General features: G+C 34.1%; 12 protein-coding genes. 5 read left to right on the forward strand and 7 right to left on the reverse strand.

The window, feature by feature from the left end:
• Positions 1-86: 86 nt before the first annotated feature.
• Positions 87-2,303: a ribonuclease R gene (rnr, locus tag EV197_RS02635; RefSeq protein ID WP_130285186.1), complete on the reverse strand. Its 2,217-nt coding sequence runs from the start codon at positions 2,301-2,303 to the stop codon at positions 87-89.
• Between the two features lie 261 nt (positions 2,304-2,564).
• On the opposite strand from rnr, the gene EV197_RS02640 reads away from it, so the two are divergent.
• The 4 genes from EV197_RS02640 to EV197_RS02655 all read left to right on the forward strand — a co-directional run bounded on the left by EV197_RS02640 (position 2,565) and on the right by EV197_RS02655 (position 5,119).
• Positions 2,565-2,804 (forward strand): DUF2007 domain-containing protein, encoded by a 240-nt coding sequence (locus EV197_RS02640; protein WP_130285187.1) that lies wholly within the window; start codon positions 2,565-2,567, stop codon positions 2,802-2,804.
• A 522-nt stretch (positions 2,805-3,326) separates the two neighbouring features.
• Complete coding sequence (gene rpiB / locus EV197_RS02645) at positions 3,327-3,761, forward strand: ribose 5-phosphate isomerase B (protein WP_130285188.1); 435 nt, start codon at positions 3,327-3,329, stop codon at positions 3,759-3,761.
• Entirely contained in the window at positions 3,762-4,667 is a 906-nt protein-coding gene (locus EV197_RS02650) for a cation diffusion facilitator family transporter (RefSeq protein WP_130285189.1), read from the forward strand.
• 8 nt (positions 4,668-4,675) lie between these two features.
• Positions 4,676-5,119 carry a GNAT family N-acetyltransferase gene (locus EV197_RS02655; protein ID WP_130285190.1) on the forward strand — a complete coding sequence of 148 codons (444 nt, stop codon included), beginning with the start codon at positions 4,676-4,678 and terminating at the stop codon, positions 5,117-5,119.
• Between the two features lie 26 nt (positions 5,120-5,145).
• Here EV197_RS02655 and EV197_RS02660 read toward each other — a convergent pair whose 3' ends face one another.
• The 6 genes from EV197_RS02660 to EV197_RS02685 all read right to left on the reverse strand — a co-directional run bounded on the left by EV197_RS02660 (position 5,146) and on the right by EV197_RS02685 (position 14,461).
• A complete protein-coding gene (locus tag EV197_RS02660; protein WP_130285191.1) occupies positions 5,146-6,777 on the reverse strand; it encodes a S41 family peptidase in 1,632 nt (543 codons plus the stop codon).
• Between the two features lie 32 nt (positions 6,778-6,809).
• The gene (gene rnpA / locus EV197_RS02665; protein ID WP_242610680.1) at positions 6,810-7,223 is read right to left on the reverse strand and encodes a ribonuclease P protein component; all 414 of its coding nucleotides are present in this window, start codon (positions 7,221-7,223) and stop codon (positions 6,810-6,812) included.
• A gap of 33 nt (positions 7,224-7,256) precedes the next feature.
• The gene (locus EV197_RS02670; RefSeq protein ID WP_165388983.1) at positions 7,257-9,971 is read right to left on the reverse strand and encodes a T9SS type A sorting domain-containing protein; all 2,715 of its coding nucleotides are present in this window, start codon (positions 9,969-9,971) and stop codon (positions 7,257-7,259) included.
• Between the two features lie 96 nt (positions 9,972-10,067).
• The gene (locus tag EV197_RS02675) at positions 10,068-11,903 is read right to left on the reverse strand and encodes a M1 family metallopeptidase (RefSeq protein ID WP_130285193.1); all 1,836 of its coding nucleotides are present in this window, start codon (positions 11,901-11,903) and stop codon (positions 10,068-10,070) included.
• An 11-nt stretch (positions 11,904-11,914) separates the two neighbouring features.
• Entirely contained in the window at positions 11,915-13,594 is a 1,680-nt protein-coding gene (locus EV197_RS02680) for a S8 family peptidase (protein WP_130285194.1), read from the reverse strand.
• 6 nt (positions 13,595-13,600) lie between these two features.
• Positions 13,601-14,461 (reverse strand): MBL fold metallo-hydrolase, encoded by an 861-nt coding sequence (locus EV197_RS02685; protein ID WP_130285195.1) that lies wholly within the window; start codon positions 14,459-14,461, stop codon positions 13,601-13,603.
• A 353-nt stretch (positions 14,462-14,814) separates the two neighbouring features.
• On the opposite strand from EV197_RS02685, the gene EV197_RS02690 reads away from it, so the two are divergent.
• Positions 14,815-16,650 (forward strand): cation:proton antiporter, encoded by a 1,836-nt coding sequence (locus EV197_RS02690; RefSeq protein ID WP_130285196.1) that lies wholly within the window; start codon positions 14,815-14,817, stop codon positions 16,648-16,650.
• The last annotated feature ends 5 nt before the right edge of the window (positions 16,651-16,655 follow it).

The following is a 16,655-nucleotide window of genomic DNA, read 5'->3' on the forward strand; positions in this document are numbered from 1 at the left end:
TACTTAACTTCAACTATTTTACAATTTTATACCTATTTAAAAGCTTATCAAACGAGTAACCTTAAACACACAGTAAAATCAAAACCTTATTCTACATCTGCTCTAGCACCCAGTAGGGTAAAATCTAAGTGTCTTTTAATTAAATCGGCATTTTTCACTTTTACATATACTTCATCACCTAATTGATAGATTTGTTTAGTTCGTTGCCCTATAATAGCATATTCATCAGGATCAAAAACATAATGGTCATCGGAAATGTCTCGCAGACGTACCATTCCTTCGCATTTATTGGCAATAATTTCGATATAGATTCCCCATTCGGTTACTCCAGAAATTACTCCGAGAAATTCTTCATCCTGGTGATCCTTCATAAATTTAATCTGCATGTATTTTATAGAATCACGTTCGGCACTTGCGGCTAAATTTTCCATATCACTACTATGCTTACATTTTTCTTCATAGGTTTCCTCGGCAACCGATTTACCTTTATCCAAATAATGCTGTAGTAATCGATGTGCCATGATATCCGGATATCTTCGTATCGGAGATGTAAAATGTGAGTAATAATCAAACGCAAGACCATAATGCCCGATATTATGGGTACTATATTCTGCCTTACTCATACTACGAATGGCTAGCGTATCTACAAGATTTTGTTCCTTTTTACCTTGTACATCCTGTAATAAACTGTTTAAAGACTGTGTTGTAGTTTTACGATCCTTCAAGTTTAATTTATATCCAAAACGTTTGATTATATTTTGTAATGAAGCTAATTTTTCATCATCTGGTTCATCATGAATCCGATATACAAAAGTTCTACTATCCTTATTGCTTTTAGAAGGTTTACCTATAAATTCAGCGACTTTTCTATTCGCTAATAACATAAATTCTTCAATTAATTTATTTGCATCTTTTGAAGTCTTGAAGTAAACACCTACGGGCTCGTTGGTTTCATTGAGATTAAATTTCACCTCAACTTTATCAAAGGATATTGCTCCATTACGCATTCGTTTAGCACGCATAATTTTAGCCAACTCATCTAGCTTCATAATTGCTTCTGCAATGGCAGGATCAACTACATACTCTTTATTGGTTAAAGAAATTTCTGCAGGAATTTTTGTATCCTTAGTTTCTATAATATGCTGTGCTTCTTCATAGGCAAATCTACTATCCGAATAGGTAACTGTTCTACCAAACCAATGTTTTTGAACTTCAGCTTTATGATCTAATTCAAAAATGGCTGAAAAGGTATATTTTTCTTCATGAGGTCTCAATGAGCAGGCATTATTGGATAAAACTTCCGGTAACATAGGTACTACACGATCCACTAAATACACCGATGTAGCCCTTTCATAAGCTTCATCATCCAGGATCGTACCTGGTTGTACATAGTGCGATACATCTGCAATATGAATTCCTACTTCAAAATTTCCATTTTCTAATACACGAAATGATAATGCATCATCAAAATCCTTTGCATCTTTTGGATCTATAGTAAATGTGAGTGTATCCCTGAGATCCCTTCTTTTTTTGATTTCGTCCGCTTTGATACTCGTGTCTAATTCATTAGCATAAGTTTCTACCTCTTCGGGGAATTCATAGGGCAAACCATATTGAGCTAGTATAGCGTGTATTTCGGTATTATGTTCTCCAGGTTTTCCTAATACCTGAGTTACTCTACCAAAAGGACTATCCGCATTTTCTGGCCAATCTTCTAATTTTACGACAACCTTATCGCCATTCTCCGCTTTATTAATTTTGTTCTTTGGCACAAATACGTCGGTATACATTTTAGTATTTTGCGTATTTACAAAGGCATAATTTTTTTGAATTTCGATTACCCCAACAAATTCATCTTTATTGCGTTTTAGAATTTTAGCTATTTCTCCTTCACTTTTACCTCTTCGCTTACGTTTATAGATATAAACTTCTACCTCATCACCGTCTAGGGCTTTATTTAAGTTATTTGCAGGAATATAGATATCTTGCTCTAACTCCTCTACCATAACATATCCTGCTCCTTTTGAAGTTATATCTAAGATACCTTTGTATAGATTACCTTGTAAGACAACTTTAAACTTACCCCTTTCTACTTCTTCTATTTGTTTTTTTGCAGCTAACTGACTTAATTTTTTTATAATTTGATTTCTACTACTAGGATCATCTACTCCAAACTTGGCAGCTATTTGTTTGTAATTAAAAGATTTAGTAGGATCTGCTTTTAATATTTTTAAAATTCCTTCTGTAAGATTAGGAATCTTTGGACTTTTTTTTCTCTTCGTTCTTCTATTATTTCTACTCATTAATTTCTTTGTAATTCATATGGTTAAATGTAAGGTATATCTTTTAAGATCTACCTTTATAAGTCTAACTTTAATGTATAATTAGATTATAAGTAGCAAAAACTAACCACAATTACTATTTTACTCTTAACAATTTCGGATATTTAGGTCACAAAACCAATACTATTGCTAATTAGTAAGTTCTATAGCTTAATTAATTATTACTTATATTTAATCATTGTATTTATATTGTTATAGCCTTTTATAACGAGGAACTTAACTATGAAAAATTATATCGTTATTGCCGTTTTTACTTATCCGCATGAGTACGCTGTTCTTAAATTATTACTCGATCAAAACGGCATTCAATATTTTTTTGAAAACGAGACCATGATACAAGTATTTCCATTTTACTCCAATGCCATAGGAGGAATTCATCTCAAAGTACATCCTTTAGACAAAAATAAAGCTATAAAAATCATTGAAGATCTCAACTTTAATTCACATCTAAGAATAGTTTAATACTTATAAATGTTACTTTTCAACACTTTTAATAATATACTTTTTTTTCTTTTTTTTAAATTTTAAATAATGATGATGATGATGTGGTGTGAATAGCGGTATAACTTTTCGCTAAAAAATTTGGTCATTTATTTAGTTGTAATTGTTCATCCGATATCAACAGTTTATCAGCATCATAAAAAGCTGAAAATCTTATGATTTTTATAATTTATTAACAGTTGTTTATTTCTATTAACAACAGCAATTTGCTTATTGTTTTACGGTAAAACCATAGTTAATAACACTACTTTTTTGTTTAAAAAAATGACAAGAAAAAATAGACTTATAATTTTGAGATTATAAAAACATTAGCCTATTGAAATATTTAATTACATCTCAAAATAAACTTTCCGTATTTTAAAAACATCTTATTAACAAGGACTATTAACAAAGGATTACTTTTTATTAACAGTAATAAAACTTATCTTTTCCTTTCTTAATCTTGTTTTAATTATCAATTATATTTGGTAAAAATTTTTTGTTATGAAAATAGCTATTGGTAATGACCACGCTGGTACAGATTATAAAAATGAAATAGTCACTTACCTAAGGGATAATAACTACGAAGTTATTAATTACGGAACAGACAGTTCGGATAGTGTAGACTATCCAGATTTTGTACACCCGGTAGCAGATGATGTGGATAAAAACAACGTTACTTATGGTATACTAATTTGCGGAAGTGGAAATGGGGTTGCTATGACTGCTAATAAATATAAAAATGTTAGAGCTGGCCTTTGCTGGACAAAAGAATTAACCACTTTGACGCGTCAGCATAATGATGCTAATGTATTATGTATACCAGCACGATTTACTTCAAAGCACCAGGCATTAGATATGGTTAAAGAGTTTCTTGCTACGGAATTTGAGGGTGGTAGACATGTAAAACGAGTAAATAAAATTTCGATGTGTAAATAGATGTCCGAAGTCCATCAGCATAGTCACCGTGCAGTACGTTCTAAGAATTTACTGTTTTCTATAGTACTTAATATTGTAATTACAATATCACAGGTGATTGGTGGAGTTTTGTCTGGCAGTTTAGCATTACTATCAGACGCATTGCATAATTTTAGTGATGTCATATCTTTAGTTGTTAGTTTTTTTGCAAATAAAATTGCTAAGAAAAAAGCTTCTTTAAATAAAACTTTTGGTTTTAAAAGAGCGGAAATTATGGCCGCTTTTATAAATTCAGCTACCTTAATCATTGTAGCTATTTTGTTGATCATTGAAGCTGCTGAACGTTTTCAACATCCACAAAAAATAGAAAGTTTTTTAGTAATTATTTTGTCTTCTGTTGCTATTATAGGCAATGGGTTAAGTGTATTATTACTTAAAAAGGATAGTGCTCATAACATGAATATGAGATCTGCATATTTGCATCTTATTACTGATATGTTAGCATCTATAGCAGTATTGTTGGGTGGATTATTGATTAAGTATTACCAAATTTATTGGATCGATAGTGTATTGACTTTAGCTATTGCTTTATATTTAATTTATGTGGGTTATGATCTATTAAAAGATTCGTTTAAGATGCTCATGTTATTTACACCAGATAATGTAGCGGTTGAAGAGTTAGTTGAAAAGATTAATGCATTAAAAGATGTAAAAAGTATTCATCATATCCATATCTGGCAACTAAATGAGTTAGAAACACACCTGGAAGCTCATATTGATTTTACAAGGGATTTAAAAGTATCTGAATTTGAATCTATTTTGACCATAATAAAACAAATTCTCCATGATGATTACGAAATCAATCATGTTACTTTGCAGCCAGAGTTTGATAAAAGTGATGATAAAAATATAATAGTTCAGGATTAAGGATGGATATGGAATTTAGCGTAAAGCCGTTTACTGCATTAACATTACTAGAATTATATCAAGTACTACGATTACGAGCTGAAGTTTTTGTCGTAGAACAAGATTGTGTTTACCAGGATGTAGATAACAAGGATCAAAAGGCTTTACATGTTTTGGGATATAAAAATAATCAAATTGTTGCCTATACTCGTATTTTTGATACCAATGATTATTTTGAAGGGTATAGTAGTATAGGAAGGGTAGTAGTACAACAAAGTGAACGAAAATATGGATATGGTCATCAACTCTTGCAAGAAAGTATAGCTGCTATTGAAAAACATTTCAACACACAAAGGATTAAAATATCTGCACAGACGTATTTAGAAAAATTTTATAATACTCATTCTTTTAAACGTGTGGGAGAGGAATATCTAGAAGACGGTATACCACACGTAGTTATGATTAAATCTTAAAAAAAATCCGGCATTCGCCGGATTTTTTAATTTAATATCTCTTTATATTTATTTTGATTTCCTAAAATTTCTTGCGCTTTAATAATTTCGGGATTATTTTTTACATAATAGTTATATAAACCTTCGCGATAAAAATAGCGTTTAATAATTTCGTCAGTTAATAGGGAAACGATCTCTTCTTTATGTTCATCTAAAGAAGCCTCTTTACTCAATTTAATCGTTTTTAATAGATTTTCATAACCAGAGATTACTGCTTGATCTACTTTTTCTGTTTTAGCTAATTTTAATGATTTCTGTAAGCTTTTTTCGTATTCGGTTTCATAATTGAAATTCGTCCGATTTAGAAAACTTTTAAAATCCTCAAAATCCTGTAGCGAAAACGTAAAACTGTCGATGTCCTTAATGTCGTGATTGTAGTAATATTGAGTACCATAATCAAAAATAGCATCAGATTGTAAAAGGGCAGTGGTTATATCGCTATATTTAGAGCTTTCCAATTCAATATCAGGTTGAATACCACCCCCATCATATACGGTTCTACCATTCTTAGTAGTAAATGCTTTGAAGTCTTTCTCTGCAATTCGGGTAGCGTTATTGTTTTTATCTCTATTCCAATAATCCAGCGCTTGGATACATCTACCACTTGGGGTATAATATCTTGATATGGTAATTTTTAATTGGGTACCATAGGTTAGTTTTTTAGGGCGTTGCACCAATCCTTTTCCAAAGCTACGTGCTCCGATGACGACTCCTCGATCTAGATCTTGGATACTACCTGCTACAATTTCACTTGCAGATGCACTTCTTCCATTTACAAGCACCACAACTGGTATATCAGTATCAATAGGTTTTTGTTGAGTAAAATATTCTTTATTATATTTTTTTACTACGGATTTCGTGGTGGTTATTAACTCTCCTTTGGGCACAAAAATATTTGTAACATTTATGGCTTCACTTAATAGTCCACCAGGGTTTCCTCTTAGGTCCAGGATTACCTTATCAGCGCCTTTCGCTTTTAACTCCTGTAATGCCGTTATAGTTTCCTTTGAAGCCTTTCCATTGAACCTAGATAACACAATATAGGCCGTTTTATCTTCTAACAAAGTGTAAAAAGGTACCGCGTCTACATCAATTTCATCTCGTGTAAGTACGGTTGTTTTTATGGCTCCTTGTCTAACATAGGTAATATTTATTTTAGAACCGCTAGCTCCCTTTAAAAGTTCCCCTGCGTCTTCATTAAACTCAGATACTTTTATGTCTCCAATTTGAATGATTTCGTCTCCTGCTTTTAAGCCTGCTTTGTCTGCAGGATAGTCTTTATAGGGTTCTATGATTACAATTTTGTCTTTAGTAGTTTTTACCGAAGCTCCAATTCCTGTGTATTCACCGGAATTTCTAATTTTTGAAGCTTCCACATCCTGCTCATTCCAAAATTTGGTATAAGGATCAAGATCATCTAACATAGCAGTGATAGCCGTATCCATAAGCTCTGCTGGGTTGGTTTCATCCACATAATTCATATTTAGTTCTTTAAACATAGTGGTGAAAATTTCAATCTGCTTTGCAATTTCAAAAAAATCAGATTTAAAACTAACGGTTCCCAAAAAAACTATGGCAACAGTAACTATTAAAAGTATTCTATTACGTAATATTTTCATCTTCTTTTCATTTATATCGTTGGGTCGAAACGTTATTTGATGGTTTCTATAAAACTCGTTAAAAGCTTTTTTATTTTCTTTTCTACGGTAATATAGTCAGGTAGTTCTTTGCCCGTATATAGAAAAATTAAAGCGTATTGATGGGGATTTGCAGTGTCAAAAACAATATACTTATTTTTTCGATATCCTTCTCTTAAAAGTCTTTTTATTCTATTGCGATCTACGGCCTTTTTAAACTTTCTTTTGCTAACAGAAAAGGCTGCTTTACAGATTACGCCCTCTTGAAATGAAGTTTTTCTGTAAAAAAGTCGAATAGGGTAGGCTGCAATGGAGTTGCCGTCTTCAAAAATAAGCGAAATTTCTGTGGCGCTTTTGAGTTTTTCCTGTTTGCTAAGCGTATTATTCATAAAGGGTGAAGTATAGTATAAAACAAGAGGTTTTGCCATAAAAACCTCTTGTTTTACTATAAAAGTACTCGATTATCTTTTTATAAAGGTAATTGATTTCGTTCGAGCGTTAGATTGTAATTGTAGTACATACAGCCCTGAATTCAAGTTTTGAAGATTTACTTTCTTTTCTTCAGACAATATACCATTTTTGATTTCTCTTCCATTAAGATCAAAGATTTTATAAACTAAGTCTCCTTCTATGAATGTGTTTTCTAAGACAATATTTAACTCGTTAGTTGCAGGGACCGGATAAGCAATAATTTCTGTATCTGTAGTATTAAATTCTTCTACTGATAATGTCGTATTAACAGTACCAATATACATACCGTTTCCGTGAGTACCTACCAATAATTTATTATCATCTGGTCTATAGGCTAAGGAACTGATTAATGCATAACCAATCTGATCTGGTGCTTCTATCGACCAATCTTCGTTAATTGGATCTGCACTACTATAAAGACCTCTTGCCGTTCCAACAAAATAAATAGTTTCACCTTCAACTTCTGCGATTGCAGCTGATCTAATTGAAAATGCATCTAGATTACGTTCAGCTATTTCCCAGGTAGGTGTTGCTGCTGTTGCATTAGTTGTGATAAAAATATTAGTAATACCGTAATTAGAATAAGTAAGCATTACGATATCGGGATTTGTAGGGTGAATCGCCAAACCAGTAACGACAGTTGGAAAAGCTCGAGTAACCGCTGCTGGAGTGATATCCACTGCATTAGTAAGACTGGTGGCATTTTGCGGATCATCTAGTCTAAGGACAGAACCAGTATCTCCTCCAATTAATAAATAACTACTTGATGGGTTGTAGGTGCCCCAAGTAGTTCCAAATCTTACAATCCATTCATTTAACACACCGCCACCTGACGCTAAAGTTCCTAATTCCTCCCAAGTACTTGGAGTAACAGTTGTTGATTGTGTTGTTTTATATAAATCTGTTCTACCCGCATAATACAATGCATTATTGCTGCTAGGGTCTAAATAAAAATAGGTTACAAATTGACTATTAGAACCATCAGGTGTTATTGTTAAGCCGTCTGGACAGTCTCTGTAAATATTTCCGTTTTGGGATCCTTCAAAGAAAGGAACACAGGCATCGTCTCTAGAAACACCTACTGCTACACCATCTCCTCCAAAAACAGTTACCATAGTTGTTAAATCAGGGCTTGAACTAAAACCACCAGCAGTTGTTCCGTTGTCCTGAGCACCACCAATGACAATATTAGAAGATGGATCAGGATCTATAGCAACGTGATAATATTGATAGGTTTGATAGTTATTATTTAGGTTAACCCAAGCTACCGTCTCTACATTTACGTCGATCGTTTTATGTACACCTCCATCGGTTCCTGTAAAAAGAATATCAGGATTTTGGGGATCAAACACCAATGCGTGGATATCTGGATGATGTCTATCTCCATTAACTCCAAGATCATATAATCCATATCCAGTATTATCTCGATATCCGCCGATTCTTGTAAATGTTGTCTCGGTAACAATATCTTCTATTTTGTAGGCATTTGTACCACCAATAACTACGAAATTTTCGTTGTCTGGTTTTACTGCCATCACTAAATCATATCCTCCTTGAACCGCTATAGGGTCATTTCCAGGCGAATCACCCCCTGGTTCATCCGGTAATTTAATAGATCGATTTGTCCATGTGTCTACATCATCTTCAAATTGCCATAAGTCTACTTCGTAAAAACCGCCACTTGTAACATACATAGCATATAGTCGGTTTTCATTTGATGGGGCCACAGCTAGGACCAGTCTTCCTGTTGAGTTCCAATTGGATGGAGTTCCATTACCAGCGATTCTACTCCAAGAACCAATTCCTGTTGCTGACTCCCATACGCCTTCAAAAGTATCTCCGCTATTACCTGCAAGACCCGCAAAAACTTTTCCGGTACTTGTTATGATTACATCAGAAAATGTGTCTCTTGAGGCATCTAGTTCTGTAGTCCATACAGTACCATCGTATCGTCTTATAGCTCCCCTTGTTGCCGCATAAAGATCTCCTGTTGCTGGATGAACTTCTAATTTATGTATAAAATCAAAAGGAGAGTCATCTGAAGTTTGTTCAGAAGCAGTTGATGGTAATTGTGCCCAAGTTATTCCACCATCTGTAGATTGCCAGATTCCTTGTCCTAAATACGGTGAACCACCTAATCTTGCACTATTTCCTGAGAATTCACCAGTGCTGTAGTACCAAATATTTTGAAAACCATCTCTAGGATCCTGTGCTATACTGGTCACATTATGAATTTCGTTATTTGCAGAAACTTTTGTCCAGCTTAGTCCTCCGTCGGTAGTTCTAAAAACTCCACCACTTACACCACCAGATATGATTGTATTACTAGTAGGGTCCGAAACATCGATAACCAAAGATCTGGTTCTACCCCCTAAGTTAGAAGGACCTCGAGATATATAGGTAGTGGTACTAGATTTAGCACTGTTTTTTTGTCTTATGGATTTAGAGATTTCAATTTCTTTAAGCTTTTCAGTTTCTGGTATCCTACCAGTATTTGGATTTTTTTGAAATTTTATTTCATGTTTTAAGCGTTCTTCTGCAAATCTTCTTCGATCTTCCAGCGATTTTTCTTCTTTCTTTTTCTTCTCCTTTTTCTCAGGTATCTGCTTATAGGCTATCTCTTTTTCAACAGTAAAATAATTTACTGACAAAAAAGCCATACCCATTATGATAAGAGATATAACCAACAGTTTAGTAATTTTCATAGCAACATTTAATTTAAAAAATATTAAAGACATCAAAAATAACTATTCATTATCAAATAGTTACAAAAACAATATTAAATTAGCAGATCGATTTTGTTAATTCAATTTAAATGTGTTATTAGCTGGTTTTGTATCTGCCATTAATCCTGAAGGATCTATAGTAATCGATTTAATCTCAGATTTATTTTTACCCACAGATAGTTCATAAGTAGGATTTGTCCAAGGCCAATCACTAAGTGTATTTCTTTCCAGGGAAGTTTCATTTGGCTTTTCTCCTCGCATCATTCTTAGCGGGATATAATAAAGTGCTTTGGTACCATCGTTGTGCTCAATTATTAAATCAATTGGCATTGGCATAACCCCTTTTCTTTCTAAAGTAATTGTAGTGCCATTGTCCGATGACTCAACCGATTTAATTCCATAATCTATGGAAGCTGTGGTTTTTGTCCAATCCGTTAAATACCAATCTAATTGTATACCAGATACTTTTTCGGCAATTCTTTTAAAATCATTTGGAGTGGGATGTTTAAATTTCCATTCTTGGAAATAACGATGTATTGTTTTATTTAGGTTTTCTTTTCCTATAATATACCCTAGTTGCGATAAAAATACTGCACCTTTGGCGTAAGCAGAGGCTCCGTATGCCATATTACGATTATATCTATCTGCTTGCGTGGTTTGTGGCTCTTCTATCCCAGAATTTGCTAGTTGTATATAGCCATTATACATACCACCCATTGGATTAGGATCATTTTGTTCCATGATTTCGTTCATTGCAAGCGTAGAAATGTAAGATGTAAACCCTTCGTCCATCCACTCATGTTTCGCTTCATTTGTAGCTAATATGTGTTGAAACCATGCGTGAGCCATTTCATGGGCTGTAACACCAACAAGGCTACCAAAGTTTCGCTCTCCTGTTATCAGGGTACACATCGCATACTCCATTCCACCATCACCACCTTGAATTATTGAATATTGGTCGTAAGGATATTTTCCGATGTTTTTACTGAAGTATTCCATCAGAGCCACGGATTTTGGCTGTAAATTCTTCCAGTTTTCTTTGATTTCAGGGTTGTCTTTATAAAAGAAATGTAACATCGGACCATCAGGTACTTGTACCATATCGTGTATGTATTCAGGATCAGCAGCCCATGTAAAATCGTGAACATTAGGCGCTACAAAATGCCAAGAAAGTTTATTCTTTTTATGTTTTATTTTTTTGTCGCTACTTTCATAGCCGTGACCAATTTTTTCTGGGTTTTGTAAATATCCTGATCCTCCAATAGTGTAGTTTTTGTCGATAGTAATGGTGACATCAAAATCACCCCAAACACCGTGAAACTCCCTTGCGATGTATGGATCAGCATGCCAACCTTCAAAATCGTATTCTGCCATTTTAGGATACCATTGAGTCATTGAGAGTGCTACGCCTTCGCTGTTATTTCTCCCAGACCTTCTTATTTGTTGCGGCACTTGCCCTTCAAAATCCATAACAAAAGTTACCTTTTCGCCGGGCAAAATAGGCTTCGCTAATTGTACTTCTAAAACGGTTCCTTCAACGTTTAACTCTAAAGGTGTTCCATTTTGTGATAAGGAACCAACTTTAAGGTATCCAATTTCATCAGGTTGAAGTTTACTAATGCGATCCATTACTCTTGGATCAGGATCAGGTAGATTTCTTGATCTTACATCCATTTCGCTTCCAGGCTGAAAGGCATTAAAATAGAGGTGATAAAAAACTTGTTTAAGCGTGTCTGGAGAATTGTTAGTATATACAAGCTCTTGCTTACCTGTATATTGGAATTTTTCGACATCCATATCTACCTGCATGGTATAGTCTACATGCTGTTGCCAGTAGCAAGTATTATTTTGTGCAAAAATAGGTAAGGTGTTTATAAGGAGTATTGCTCCTAAAATTATATGTTTAAGCATAGTATGAAATATTATTTAGAAAGTTTTGCTGCCATAATTAAGGCATTATACATATTTACCATTTTTCCGGATTTAGACAGATTGGCGAAGCTTTCTGTGCCCTGTGTTTCACCACCAATAATAACCACTGTTTTTGTCGCTAATCCACTATCCATTAAAATCTTTTTTACTTCAGCAGCCGACAGCTTAGGAAAGTAGGAACGTATCATAGCTGCTACACCACTTACAGCAGGTGCTGCCATAGATGTACCCTGCAGGTATTCGTATGTGCTATTTGGTGTGGTCGACCAAATTTTTACACCAGGAGCAAATACATCCACATTACTTTTGCCGTAATTAGAAAACGAAGCAACCAAATTGGCTCCGTATTCGTAATTAAGTGCACCTATTGTGATTACATTATCTGATATTTCAGTGACATTATCCGTTTGATCGTTAGGGTAGGTGGCTTTTTCGTCCAGGTTATAGGATTCATTACCAGCGGCATTGACAATAAGCACATCATTTTTCCCCGCATATTTGATAGCCTCTCTAACCCACTCAGGGTGTGTCGAAAAGTATTTACCAAAACTGGTATTAATAACTTTGGCTCCATTATCTACGGCATATCGGATAGCAAGTGCAACGTCTTTATCATACTCATCTCCATCTGGAACTGCGCGTATAGGCATTATCTTTACGTTTTGAGCAACACCGTTCATTCCTATTCCATTGTTTCTTTCGGCAGCTACTGTACCTGCAACGTGGGTGCCGTGCTTGATATTTTCTTTTTCAGGATCAGGCCCCATAACATTATTATTACCATAATCAGTGTCATTGATATCGTCTACATCATCACCTACTACGGACCTTCCATCAAAATCGATGTTTAAATGATAATTGAGCTGATCAGTAAAATAATCAATTCCCTCGTTGAGGTTTTTTATTAAATCAGGAATGCCCTGACCAGGATCTAAAAAACCAAACATTTGAGACAAAAATGCAATGTGTTGCTGCATTTCAGGGTTTTCTGCTTTAATTCCAAGAAGCTCTTTTTGAGTATAATCTGCTTTACCTAAGGTTTCTTTTATTTTAGCATGAGAAATTTTGGCTTGTTGTAAAATCTGCTCATACTGCATCTTAGTGCCCATAGCTTCTTGATATTTTTCTTCATACTCCGCTTTTGCTTCTATATAGAGTTGATAAATATCTCTTTCGTCCTCGGCTATATTAGCTAGTGTTTTTCCAGAAAATTTTGGTTTATATTTTTTTACAATTCTTATAAACTCTAAATTTTCATGTTTAGCATCTCCCAAGAAGTTCCATCCGTGGATATCGTCAACATATCCATTGTTGTCGTCGTCTATATTATTGTTAGGAATTTCGTCTTTATTGGTCCATATTACGTCATCGAGATCTTCGTGTTCAATGTCTACCCCACTGTCAATAACACCAACGATTACGGTAGTGCCTTTTTGATCTTTTATGATCTCTTGGTAGGCTTTTTCTACGCTCATTCCCGGAATAGTGTCCGTTACAAGATCATAGGCTCCCCAATTTTTTAGTTGAGTTTCTGTTAGATCCGTATTTTTTAAGGGAATAGAATCAATGTTTTCTATGGGTGTAGAAACAATTACTGGTGCACCTCCGCACCCCCATAGTAAGGTAGCTATAGCACCTGCTATAACTAATTTGTTAAGTTTAGTACTCATGCTGTATTAATTAAAAATTTCCTGGCAACTAAAAGTCTCATTTAGTCGCACTCCTTTTTCTGTATGTTTTACGGTTATAATTTCATTATGGGCATCGTGTTCTAAAAACAAGTAATAACCTTTATCTGCTGCTGTTTTAAGAAATTTTTCTTTTTCATCTAATGTAAGTAATGGTCTGGTATCATAACCCATAACGTAGGGCAAAGGAATATGCCCAACAGTTGGTAGAAGGTCTGCCATAAATACAATAGTTTTATCTTTATAGGAGATATGGGGAATCATTTGTTTTTCGGTATGACCATCTACAAAAAGTACACCAAAGTTTAAATCATCATTAAAGATAAAGTCACCCTTTTGCCGTGGAACAAACTTTAAATGGCCACTTTCTTGCATAGGTAGTATGTTTTCTTTCAGAAATGAAGCCTTTTCTCTGGCATTAGGGTTTACTGCCCAATCCCAATGATTTTCATTACTCCAGATGGTTGCATTTTTAAAAGCAAGTTCATACCCTGTTTTGTCTTTGTTCCAATTAATTGTTCCTCCGCAATGATCAAAATGTAAATGGGTAATGAAGACATCAGTGATATCATCACTGCTAAATCCTACTTCTTTTAAGGATTTATCTAAAGAGTCATCTCCCCAAAGGGAGTAATAACTAAAAAATTTATCAGATTGTTTATTACCCATACCTGTATCTATAAGGATTAGGCGATCACCATCTTCGATCAATAGACATCTAGCGGCAATATCGATTAGATTTTTACTGTCGGCAGGGTTGGTCTTATTCCATAAAACTTTAGGTACAACACCAAACATAGCTCCGCCATCTAGCTTAAAATTTCCGGCTTTAATTGGATATAACTGCATTGAAATAGTTTAATCTGTGCAAAATAGAAAAAAACAGGTGCAAAAAGGTTCAATTTTTTCATTTTTTAACAGTGTTTAAGGAGGAATCCAACGAGTAGGCAGTTTTGTTTTGTTAGAAAATGGCCTAGCGTCTGGTACTATACTGATGTAGGATTCATCGTATCTTAAATTTAACCTGTTAGTTTAGCACAATAAGCTGTTTTAACAGCCTGATTTAAAATAATCTGCCTTTGATTAAAACATGTTTTGTGGCTTATAATTAAGTTAATTTAAACTTAGAATATGGTGCTGCTTTATAGTATTTACTAAAAAATTACGATCTTTCATTTCTAAAACACGTTAATCATAATAAAATGTTAGAATTAGCAGGTATCATTATATTGGGGATTTTGGCGCAATGGGTTGCTTGGAGATTTAAATTGCCTGCAATATTACCCCTTATTTTAATCGGGTTATTAGTTGGTCCTATTGCAACTTTATATACGGCTGATGGTACCAAATTAATAGAGCCTATATGGAATGGAGAAGAAGGTTTATTTCCTGGACAAAGTTTATTTTATTTTACCTCACTTGCCATAAGTATTATATTATTTGAAGGAGGCTTAACGCTAAGAAGAGATGAGATACTAAATGTTGGCCCTATCATCATTAAATTAATCACTATAGGTGTTTTAATCACCTTTATCGGTGCAGGTATAGCGGCTCATTTTATATTTGACTTAAGTTGGTCGATGTCTTTATTATTTTCTTCATTAATTATAGTAACAGGACCCACTGTAATCACTCCTATTTTAAGAAACATACCGCTTAAAAAAGATATTTCGGCAGTATTAAAGTGGGAAGGTATTTTAATTGATCCCATAGGCGCACTAGTTGCCGTATTGGTTTTTGAGTTTATCAGTGTTGGAGAAGGAAGTAGGTATACGTTTACAGCACTTATAGAATTTGGAAAAATTGTACTTTTTGGGTTTACTTTTGGATTTACTTTTGCGCATGGTTTGGCATTTGCAATTAAACGAAAGATAATCCCACATTACTTGCTTAATGTTTTCACCTTGGCTTTGGTATTGGGTGTATTTGTATTATCTGATGTCTTTGCCCACGAGTCAGGATTACTATCAGTTGTTATCATGGGTATGGTATTAGGAAACACTAACCTACCTAATATCGAGGAACTGCTTTACTTTAAAGAATCACTTAGTGTTTTGCTAATTTCTATTTTATTTATCCTTTTAGCTGCGAATATTAATATTGATGATCTTCAATTAATTTTTAATATGAATACCGTATGGTTATTCGCTGTTGTTGTTTTATTAGTCAGGCCAATAGGGGTATTTTTGAGTTCCATAGGCTCTGGTTTAAAAATTAATGAAAAGCTTTTTATAAGTTGGGTAGGACCAAGAGGTATTGTTGCAGCAGGTATTGCCTCACTCTTTGGTTTAAAATTAGCCAAACAAGGTGAGCCTGGAGCAGAATATATTACTCCGTTAGTATTTATGATCGTATTGGGAACTGTGTTATTAAACGCTACTACGGCTAGGATGTTTGCTAAATTAGTTGGTGTGTTTTTAACAAAATCTGAAGGGGTTTTACTTATCGGAGCCTCTAAAATTTCCCGTTTGATCGGAGCTTACTTAAAAAATAACAACCGAAATGTAGTGCTCGTTGACAGTAATCGAGAAAATATTAAAAAAGCTAAGAATTTAGGATTGGATGCTATTCTAGGAAGTATCTATAATGATAAACTTAAGGATAATATTGAGCTTAGTGACGTAGGCTATTTAATGGCATTAACAGCTAATAGTGATATTAATAAATATGCGATTAATAAGTTTAGAGATCAATTTGGAGAGCATGGTTCTTTTCGATTGATTACTACTGAAGAAATGAATGACCCGGATAATAATCCCGAAGAAGGACTATTTAGTCATACGGATGATTATTATAAGCTTATGGAGTTAGCCGAAAAGTATCCTGGTATTTTAGAGATTAAGCTTAAGGATAATAAACATTATCAAACCTTGTTAGAAAGCGGTAAAGAAGATGATGATCTAGTTCCACTTTTTATTAAAGATCCTGAAAAAAATATTCGTATTGTAAAAGCCTATAACGATGAGGAAGAGGATATCGAACCAAACAGCATGTTAGCTTACATCGGAAAGCCTATAGATATTGAAGACGTGGAGTAGCCTAC

It is taken from the genome of Aquimarina brevivitae, assembly GCF_004216895.1.
Lineage (GTDB): Bacteria > Bacteroidota > Bacteroidia > Flavobacteriales > Flavobacteriaceae > Aquimarina > Aquimarina brevivitae.

Coding starts and splice junctions, on each gene's coding strand:
- EV197_RS02650 (WP_130285189.1), top strand. CDS start 3,762: ATGTCCGAAGTCCATCAGCATAGTCACCGTGCAGTACGTTCTAAGAAT.
- EV197_RS02680 (WP_130285194.1), bottom strand. CDS start 13,594: ATGAGTACTAAACTTAACAAATTAGTTATAGCAGGTGCTATAGCTACC.
- EV197_RS02685 (WP_130285195.1), bottom strand. CDS start 14,461: ATGCAGTTATATCCAATTAAAGCCGGAAATTTTAAGCTAGATGGCGGA.
- EV197_RS02655 (WP_130285190.1), top strand. CDS start 4,676: ATGGAATTTAGCGTAAAGCCGTTTACTGCATTAACATTACTAGAATTA.
- EV197_RS02690 (WP_130285196.1), top strand. CDS start 14,815: ATGTTAGAATTAGCAGGTATCATTATATTGGGGATTTTGGCGCAATGG.
- rpiB (WP_130285188.1), top strand. CDS start 3,327: ATGAAAATAGCTATTGGTAATGACCACGCTGGTACAGATTATAAAAAT.
- EV197_RS02670 (WP_165388983.1), bottom strand. CDS start 9,971: ATGAAAATTACTAAACTGTTGGTTATATCTCTTATCATAATGGGTATG.
- rnr (WP_130285186.1), bottom strand. CDS start 2,303: ATGAGTAGAAATAATAGAAGAACGAAGAGAAAAAAAAGTCCAAAGATT.
- rnpA (WP_242610680.1), bottom strand. CDS start 7,223: ATGGCAAAACCTCTTGTTTTATACTATACTTCACCCTTTATGAATAAT.
- EV197_RS02640 (WP_130285187.1), top strand. CDS start 2,565: ATGAAAAATTATATCGTTATTGCCGTTTTTACTTATCCGCATGAGTAC.
- EV197_RS02675 (WP_130285193.1), bottom strand. CDS start 11,903: ATGCTTAAACATATAATTTTAGGAGCAATACTCCTTATAAACACCTTA.
- EV197_RS02660 (WP_130285191.1), bottom strand. CDS start 6,777: ATGAAAATATTACGTAATAGAATACTTTTAATAGTTACTGTTGCCATA.